The organism is Neisseria sicca VK64 (genome assembly GCF_000260655.1).
Lineage (GTDB): Bacteria > Pseudomonadota > Gammaproteobacteria > Burkholderiales > Neisseriaceae > Neisseria > Neisseria sicca_B.
Genome location: NZ_AJMT01000106.1, coordinates 1 through 7,878, shown reverse-complemented (window position 1 = coordinate 7,878; position 7,878 = coordinate 1). Strand labels below are relative to the sequence as shown.

General features: G+C 50.3%; 9 protein-coding genes. 5 read left to right on the top strand and 4 right to left on the bottom strand.

The window, feature by feature from the left end:
- Positions 1 to 569 precede the first annotated feature (569 nt).
- The 3 genes from HMPREF1051_RS15220 to tal form a co-directional block, all read right to left on the bottom strand.
- Positions 570 to 1,127, bottom strand: coding sequence for a pilin (locus tag HMPREF1051_RS15220; RefSeq protein ID WP_003766061.1), 558 nt, complete (start codon positions 1,125 to 1,127; stop codon positions 570 to 572).
- A gap of 112 nt (positions 1,128 to 1,239) precedes the next feature.
- Positions 1,240 to 1,776, bottom strand: coding sequence for a pilin (locus HMPREF1051_RS06535; protein ID WP_036492264.1), 537 nt, complete (start codon positions 1,774 to 1,776; stop codon positions 1,240 to 1,242).
- 1,031 nt (positions 1,777 to 2,807) lie between these two features.
- Positions 2,808 to 3,863, bottom strand: coding sequence for a transaldolase (tal, locus tag HMPREF1051_RS06530; RefSeq protein WP_003766064.1), 1,056 nt, complete (start codon positions 3,861 to 3,863; stop codon positions 2,808 to 2,810).
- A 135-nt stretch (positions 3,864 to 3,998) separates the two neighbouring features.
- Between tal and HMPREF1051_RS06525 the strand changes: the two genes are divergently transcribed.
- The 5 genes from HMPREF1051_RS06525 (at position 3,999) to lptB (ending at position 7,504) form a co-directional block, all read left to right on the top strand.
- Positions 3,999 to 4,973 carry a KpsF/GutQ family sugar-phosphate isomerase gene (locus HMPREF1051_RS06525; protein ID WP_003766052.1) on the top strand — a complete coding sequence of 325 codons (975 nt, stop codon included), beginning with the start codon at positions 3,999 to 4,001 and terminating at the stop codon, positions 4,971 to 4,973.
- 77 nt (positions 4,974 to 5,050) lie between these two features.
- Positions 5,051 to 5,587, top strand: a complete 537-nt coding sequence (locus tag HMPREF1051_RS06520) for a KdsC family phosphatase (RefSeq protein WP_003766055.1) — start codon at positions 5,051 to 5,053, stop codon at positions 5,585 to 5,587.
- Positions 5,584 to 6,165, top strand: coding sequence for an LPS export ABC transporter periplasmic protein LptC (lptC, locus tag HMPREF1051_RS06515; protein WP_003780161.1), 582 nt, complete (start codon positions 5,584 to 5,586; stop codon positions 6,163 to 6,165). The genes HMPREF1051_RS06520 and lptC overlap by 4 nt, the downstream gene beginning before the upstream one ends.
- The gene (lptA, locus tag HMPREF1051_RS06510) at positions 6,146 to 6,676 is read left to right on the top strand and encodes a lipopolysaccharide transport periplasmic protein LptA (protein ID WP_003766057.1); all 531 of its coding nucleotides are present in this window, start codon (positions 6,146 to 6,148) and stop codon (positions 6,674 to 6,676) included. The genes lptC and lptA overlap by 20 nt, the downstream gene beginning before the upstream one ends.
- 93 nt (positions 6,677 to 6,769) lie before the next feature.
- Positions 6,770 to 7,504, top strand: coding sequence for an LPS export ABC transporter ATP-binding protein (lptB, locus tag HMPREF1051_RS06505; RefSeq protein ID WP_003766063.1), 735 nt, complete (start codon positions 6,770 to 6,772; stop codon positions 7,502 to 7,504).
- 103 nt (positions 7,505 to 7,607) lie between these two features.
- Here lptB and HMPREF1051_RS06500 read toward each other — a convergent pair whose 3' ends face one another.
- Entirely contained in the window at positions 7,608 to 7,814 is a 207-nt protein-coding gene (locus HMPREF1051_RS06500) for a hypothetical protein (RefSeq protein WP_003766060.1), read from the bottom strand.
- Positions 7,815 to 7,878: the final 64 nt, after the last annotated feature.

The window sequence follows — 7,878 nt, the reverse complement described above, 5'->3', positions numbered from 1 at the left end:
GTCGGTATCGCATGAATTCCCTTTTTTAAATTAAATTTTTGTTTTTCGGAAAGATTTTTGTCGGATACAAGTATCCGACCTACGTTGAAACCGAACAATCCATGTAGGTCGGATTCTCGAATCCGACATTCCAATCATTCCCGAATTTTCTCAAGGTGTGGACATCGTTTTTTTGTCGGATACAAGTATCCGACCTACGTTGAAACCGAACAATCCATGTAGGTCGGATTCTCGAATCCGACATTTCAATCATTTCTGAATTTTCGCAGGGTGTGAACATCGGCTTTTTTGTCGGATACGAGTACATGTAGGTCGGATTCCCGAATCCGACGTTTCAATCATTCCCGAATTTTCGCAATGTGCAAACATCGGCTTTTTGTCGGATACAAGTATCCGACCTACGTCGAAACCGAACAATCCACGTAGGTCGGATTCTCGAATCCGACGTTTCAATCATTCCCGAATTTCCGCAATGTGTGGACATCGTTTTTTTGTCGGATACTTGTATCCGACATTTCAATCATTCCCGAAAATGGCTTTTTCGTCGGATCCCAGTATCCGAATACGTCTTAGCGGCATTCGGATGGTGCAAATCGAGCAGGCAGCGTTCCTGGTGTAACGGGAGTCAGGCCATAATGGTCTGCAGTTGCATGGGTATCGGATGAACATGCCCATTGCACCACGCCCATATTAGCGGAGGTAAAGGCTTGCTGCAGGGTATCGTATCCACCTCCTGTTGCTCTAGGGACAAAAGGTGTCAAGGTCAAAGTATTGGCATTGTTATCCAAACCCACGGCTGCGGCATTATAAGTAATGGTAATCACGCCGCTTGTCGGGTCGCCTTGTATAGAATCTACATACTTACTGTATACACCCGTATTGTTGTTGCGAGTATTCAATTCGACAATGGCATTACGCAGATAAACTGGAGACGTCCTTCCATCTACAACAATTTCATTCTTTAAGGGAGCAACCAACAATAGCCCTTCTGCAATACGGGTACGTATGGCGTAATTTTGATAGGCTGGCAATGCAATTGCCGCCAAAATGCCGATAATAGCGATCACTACCATCAGCTCAATCAAGGTAAAGCCTCTATTTTTTGTATGTATTGTTTGTAAAAACACAATAGCCCCCTTATTAAATCTTGAAAAACGACTCCGAAAGATGAATCCGATTGAAATTTATTTTACTTGATAGAAAAACACCCGCCGCAGCGGGTGTTTCTGATTGATTAGATTAGCGGCATTGTGCAGGAGCGTATTTAGCTTGCAGAGTACCAGCAGTAGCAATTGCGATGTTTGATGCATCTGCAGTTGCATGAGTAGCAGAAGAGCAACCCCAGTCCAAAGCACCTGTAGCACCAGCTGCAATAGCGGCTTGCAGACTTTGACCGTTACCGCCACTACGTACCCATGGAGTAAGAGTCAAGGTGTTTTCTGTACCTCCAACACCAACGTTGGCCGCATTGTAAGTAATGGTAATAAGACCAGTAGTACCATCCATTTGAATCCTGTTAACATATTTAGAGTTGGCACCAGTATTATCATTTTGTGCGTTCCAAGTTGTAGCAACACGTGTCAGGTCGTTAGCTGCTGCAGAACCTTCTGTAGCAATAGCTTGTTTGGCGGATTCAGCCAAGCTCAAACCTTCAGTTACGCGGGTACGTACGGTGTAGTCTTGGTAAGCCGGCAGGGCGATGGCAGCCAGAATACCGATAATTGCGATTACGATCATCAATTCGATCAGGGTGAAACCTTTTTGGATTGCTTTCATTTAATAAACTCCAGTTTAAAAAGTGTTGTGAATAAAAAAATGTTTGTTGTTAAAAAACCGTAATGTGTTTGGCTCTGCTTGTTTATGAGTAAAACCATCAAGTAGAAGGAATATACAGCTTCCCGGTTTAGGCTTCGTTGCTTCGTTTCCCTTGCCGGACGTAATGTATCAAGCAGGGGATGTGCCAAGTCTGGATTTTTTTGGATTTTTTATGAAAATATTTTGTAATTTTATGTTTTTAATAGGTTTAAATTTATTTTGAAGGATTTTTCGGGCAGATTTGGGCTTTTTTATGACGTAGGATTGTTTCTGCGATATGACGTGTTTTGTCATTTTTTGATTTTTTTTGGGGAAGTGAAGAAGACGTTTTGTGTCACGTGCCGTGTTTCGTCACTTTTGAAAGCCTGTTTTAATAATATTTGAATATTTAGACAAGCGGTATTATTTTTCAGATAAACGGTATTTTTGAAATTTAGATATTCCCAATATATTGATTTTTCGAATATTTTTAATATGATATTTTGATATTTGGTATTTATTTGAGATGAACGGTAATTCTAAATGAGAATTTATGGGAATTAATTTAATTTTGAATGGTTGTTTTCAGCGCCCGAAGCCTCTTTTAAAAAGGGGATAACCGATAGGGATACCCATCCTCCCCTTGTTCGATTTTACACATTATTTTTGGCAGATTCTGCCTGCATTAGCTGATGGCGATAATGATATAGTGGATTAAATTCAAATCAGGACAAGGCGACGAAGCCGCAGACAGTACAGATAGTACGGAACCGATTCACTTGGTGCTTCAGCACCTTAGAGAATCGTTCTCTTTGAGCTAAGGCGAGGCAACGCCGTACTGGTTTAAAGTTAAGTCACTATACTTGGTCTTGATTTGAATCTATATATAGATGATGGAAACGGCAAAAGGTCGTCTGAAAATCTCGAATTGAGGTTTTCAGACGACCTTTTGGGTCTGTTTTATCGGTGAAGCTTAGAAACCGGGTTGCTAAGGCTAGCTTGGGTTTTGACCATCAAGCCAGCGGGGCGAGCAGTTTGTCGAAGGCTTCTTCAAACTGTTTCAAACCGTCTTCCTGCAAGCGGTTGGCGAGGGTTTCTACGTCTATGCCGAGCGCGGCGGTTTCGGCAAGCTGCGCTTGTGCTTCTTCTACGCCTTCGGTCAGCGTGGATTTGGCTGTACCGTGGTCGATGAAGGCTTTGAGGGTGGCGTCGGGGACGGTGTTGACGGTGTGCGCGCCGATCAGGCTGTCAACGTAGAGCGTGTCGGGATAGGCGGGGTTTTTGACGCCTGTGGATGCCCATAAGAGTTGCACGCGGTTTGCGCCTTTGGCTTCCAGCGCGGCAAATTCGGGGCTGCCGAAGTATTGCGCCCAGTCTTGGTAGGCGGCTTTGGCAAGGGCGATGGCGATTTTGCCTTTGAGGTGGTCGGGCAGCGTGGCGTCCAGCGCGCCGTCCACGCGTGAGATGAAGAAGCTGGCGACGGCTTGGATATGGGCAACGCTTTGTCCGGCTGCCAAGCGTTTGGCGATGCCGCGCGCGTAGGCTGCGTAGGCTTTGAGGGTTTGGGCGCGTGAGAACAGCAGGGTCAGGTTCACGCTGATGCCGTCGGCGATGAGGGTTTCGAGTGCTTCGATGCCTGCGTCGGTGGCGGGGACTTTAATCATGGCATTTTTACGCGCGATGGCGGCATGGAGGCGGCGGGCTTCTTCTACCGTGCCTTGTGCGTCTTTGGCAAGCTCGGGGGAAACTTCGAGGCTGACGAAACCGGTTTTGCCGCCGGTGGATTCGTGTTCGGCAAGGCAAACGTCGCAAGCTGCCTGTACGTCGGCAATCGCCATGGTTTCGTAGCGTTGTTTGGGGCTGAGGTCTTGCTGCTTGAGGGCGGCGACTTCATCGGCGTAAAGCGCGTCGCCGGCGAAGGCTTTTTGGAAGATGGCGGGATTGGAAGTGACGCCGCACACGCCTTGTTTCAGCATTTGCGCCAATTCGCCGCTTTGTACGAGCGAGCGGGAAAGGTTGTCCAGCCAGATTTGTTGTCCTAATGCTTTAACGTCCGATAAAATAGTCATCTCTGATTCCTTTAAATATAGGTTATTTGCGAAGCAGGCGGTAATGCTACCCCTATTCGGAAAATTTGGATAGTTTATTAGGGCATTTAATGATGTCCAAAACGATATAAAACGAACACAAAAAGGCATGAAATTATGGCAGGAAACGGTCAATATCTCGATTGGGCGCGCGAAGTGTTGCACACCGAAGCGGAAGGCTTGCGCGAAATTGCGGCAGAATTAGACGAAAACTTCGTCCTTGCGGCAGACGCGCTGCTGCACTGCAAAGGCAGGGTCGTCATCACAGGCATGGGCAAGTCGGGACATATCGGGCGCAAAATTGCGGCGACTATGGCTTCGACCGGCACACCCGCGTTTTTCGTCCATCCTGCGGAAGCGGCACACGGCGATTTGGGTATGATTGTGGACAACGACGTCGTCATCGCGATTTCCAATTCCGGCGAAAGCGACGAAATCGCCGCCATCATCCCCGCGCTCAAACGCAAAAACATTACCCTCATCTGCATCACCGCCCGCCCCGATTCGACCATGGCGCGCCATGCCGACATTCACATCACCGCGTCAGTTTCCAAAGAAGCCTGCCCGCTGGGACTTGCCCCGACCACCAGCACCACCGCCGTCATGGCTTTGGGCGACGCATTGGCAGTCGTCCTGCTGCGCGCGCGCGCGTTCACGCCCGACGATTTCGCCTTGAGCCACCCCGCCGGCAGCCTTGGCAAACGACTGCTTTTACGCGTTGCGGACATCATGCACCAAGACGACGCGCTGCCCGCCGTCCGACTCGGCACGCCCTTAAAAGAAGCCATCGTCAGCATGAGCGAAAAAGGCTTGGGTATGCTGGCGGTAACGGACGATCAAGGTCGTCTGAAAGGCGTGTTTACCGACGGCGATTTGCGCCGCCTGTTCCAACAGCGCGACCGCTTTGACGGGCTGACCGTCGATGAAATCATGCACCCCTCCCCCAAAACCATCCCCGCCGAACGCCTAGCCACCGAAGCCCTGAAAGTCATGCAGGCAAACCATGTGAACGGGCTTTTGGTAACCGACGCCGACGGCGTGCTGACCGGCGCGCTGAATATGCACGATTTACTGATGGCGCGGATTGTGTAAAGGCGGGCTAACCGTTTTCAGACGACCTTTATGTTAGAATAGGTCGTCTGAAACCTAGCAATCCGCAAGGAAACACTATGCAAACCTTAGACCCCGAGCTGCAACAGCGCGCGGCGCATATCAAGCTGCTGATATTGGATGTGGACGGCGTTTTGACCGACGGCCGCATCTTCATCCGCGACGACGGCGAAGAAATCAAATCGTTCCACACCCTGGACGGACACGGCTTGAAGATGCTTCAGGCAAGTGGCGTGCAGACTGCGGTTATCACAGGTCGGGATGCGCCCTCCGTCGGCATCCGCATCAAACAGTTGGGCATAAATTACTACTTCAAAGGCATTTCGGACAAACGTGCCGCCTATGAAGAATTGCGCGCGCAGGCAGGCGTAGAAGAAGGCGAGTGCGCCTTTGTCGGCGACGACGTGGTCGATTTGCCGGTGATGGTGCGCTGCGGATTGCCGGTTGCCGTTCCCGACGCGCATTGGTTTGCGCTGCAACACGCCGCCTATATTACGAAACACGCGGGCGGCGCGGGCGCGGTGCGCGAAGTGTGCGACCTGATTATGCGCGCGAAAGGTACGCTGGGCGCGGCTTTGAACGAGTACATCAAATGAAAGTAAGATGGCGGTACGGAATCGCATTCCCTTTGGTGCTGGCGGTCGCGCTCGGCGGATTGTCGGCATGGCTGGGGCGTATCAGCGAAATCGACATTGAAGAAGTCAAACTTAACCCCAACCAGCCGCAATACACGATGGACGGCATAGACGGACGGCGGTTTGACGAACAAGGTCGTCTGAAAGAGCATCTGAGCGCAAAAGGGGCGAAACAGTTTCCCGAAAGCAACGACGTCCATTTCGAGCTGCCGCACCTCGTCTTCTTCCAAGAAGGCAGCCGGCTTTACGACGTCGGCAGCGACGAAGCCGTGTACAACACCCAAACCAAACAACTCCTGTTCAAACACAACGTCGTCCTGACCAAAGCCGCCGATGCCAAGCGGCAGGCTGGCGTCGTCAAAACCGATCTCCTGCACGTCGACACCGAATCGCAATACGCCCAAACCGACACGCCCGTTACCTTCCAATACGGCGAATCGAGCGGCAACGCCGAAGGTCTGACGTATGACCACAAAAAAGGTTTGTTGAACTTCCCATCCAGAGTGAAAGCCACGATTTATGATACAAAAAATATGTAAGGCATGTGTTTTAACCGCATTTTTCGCCACCGCCCCCGCCTACGCCCTGCAAAGCGACAGCAAGCAGCCGATACAGATTGAAGCCGACCAAGGCTCGCTCGACCAAAACAACCAAAGCACCACCTTCACCGGCAACGTCATCATCAAACAAGGCACGCTCAACATCCGCGCCGGCAGCGTCAACGTCTCCCGCAACGACAAAGGCGAACAGTTTATGAAAGCCAGCGGCTCGCCCGTCCGCTTCAGCCAGACGCTCGACGACAACAAAGGCACGGTTAACGGACAAGCCAACAACGTAACCTACTCCTCCGCCATCAACCTCGTTACCCTGACCGGCAACGCCAAAGTCCAACGTGGCGGCGACGTTGCCGAAGGCGCAGTCATCACCTACAACACCAAAACCGAAGTCTATACCATCAACGGCAGCTCGAAATCAGGCGCCAAATCCGCCGCCAAATCCGGCAGGGTTAGCGTCGTCATCCAGCCGTCCAGCACCCAAAAAACCAAATAACCAATATCTGACAACACAAAAGGTCGTCTGAAAACCAAAGCAGCAAAAACCCCAAACAACATTTTCAGACGACCTCCGAACCAAGAGTCATTTATGAGCGAAAACACCAGCCGCCTCGTCGTTCAAAACCTGCAAAAAAGTTTCAAAAAACGCCAAGTCGTCAAAAGCTTCTCCCTCGAAATCGAAAGCGGCGAAGTCATCGGCCTGCTCGGTCCCAACGGCGCAGGCAAAACCACCAGCTTCTACATGATCGTCGGACTCATCGCCGCCGACGCAGGCAGCGTTACCCTTGACGGACAAGAACTGCGCCACCTGCCCATACACGAACGCGCCCGCCTCGGCGTCGGCTACCTGCCCCAAGAAGCCTCGATTTTCCGCAAAATGACCGTCGAACAAAACATCCGCGCCATTTTAGAAATCAGCACCAAAGACAAAAGCCGCATCGACGGCGAAGTCGAAAAACTGCTTGCCGACCTCAACATCGGCCACCTGCGCCACAACCCCGCCCCCTCCCTGTCCGGCGGCGAGCGCCGACGCGTCGAAATCGCCCGCGTACTCGCCATGCAACCGCGTTTCATCCTCTTGGACGAACCCTTTGCCGGCGTTGACCCCATCGCCGTCATCGACATCCAAAAAATCATCGACTTCCTCAAATCGCGCGGCATCGGTGTACTCATTACTGACCACAACGTACGCGAAACCCTCAGCATCTGCGACAGAGCCTACATCATCAGCGACGGCACCGTTCTCGCCTCCGGCAAGCCGGACGACTTGGTCAACAACGAACAAGTCCGCTCCGTCTATCTCGGCGAAAACTTCAAATACTGATTTCAAATACTGATCATGATAAACCGCACAATCAATTGTGTGGTTTTAAAATAACAAAGCATCAGAAAGGTCGTCTGAAAACGTTTTCAGACGACCTTTAATTTTATTTCTTCAATTCTTTCAACAAAGACGTTAACCCTTCCACACCGTCGAATGTACCCGGCACTTTATCGGGATTGGACAGAATACTGCTGAAAATCAGGTTTTCGAATTTTTCCAGCGCGTCTTTATCATCAGTTTTTATTTTTTTCGCGTACTCGGCATAGCTTTGGATAAATTGGCACAACGACTGCCGCAGTTCCAACTGCATGATTTGAGTCTGTATCGAATGGTATAGTCAATTAAAAACAAAATAGTACAATACTCAACTTTGA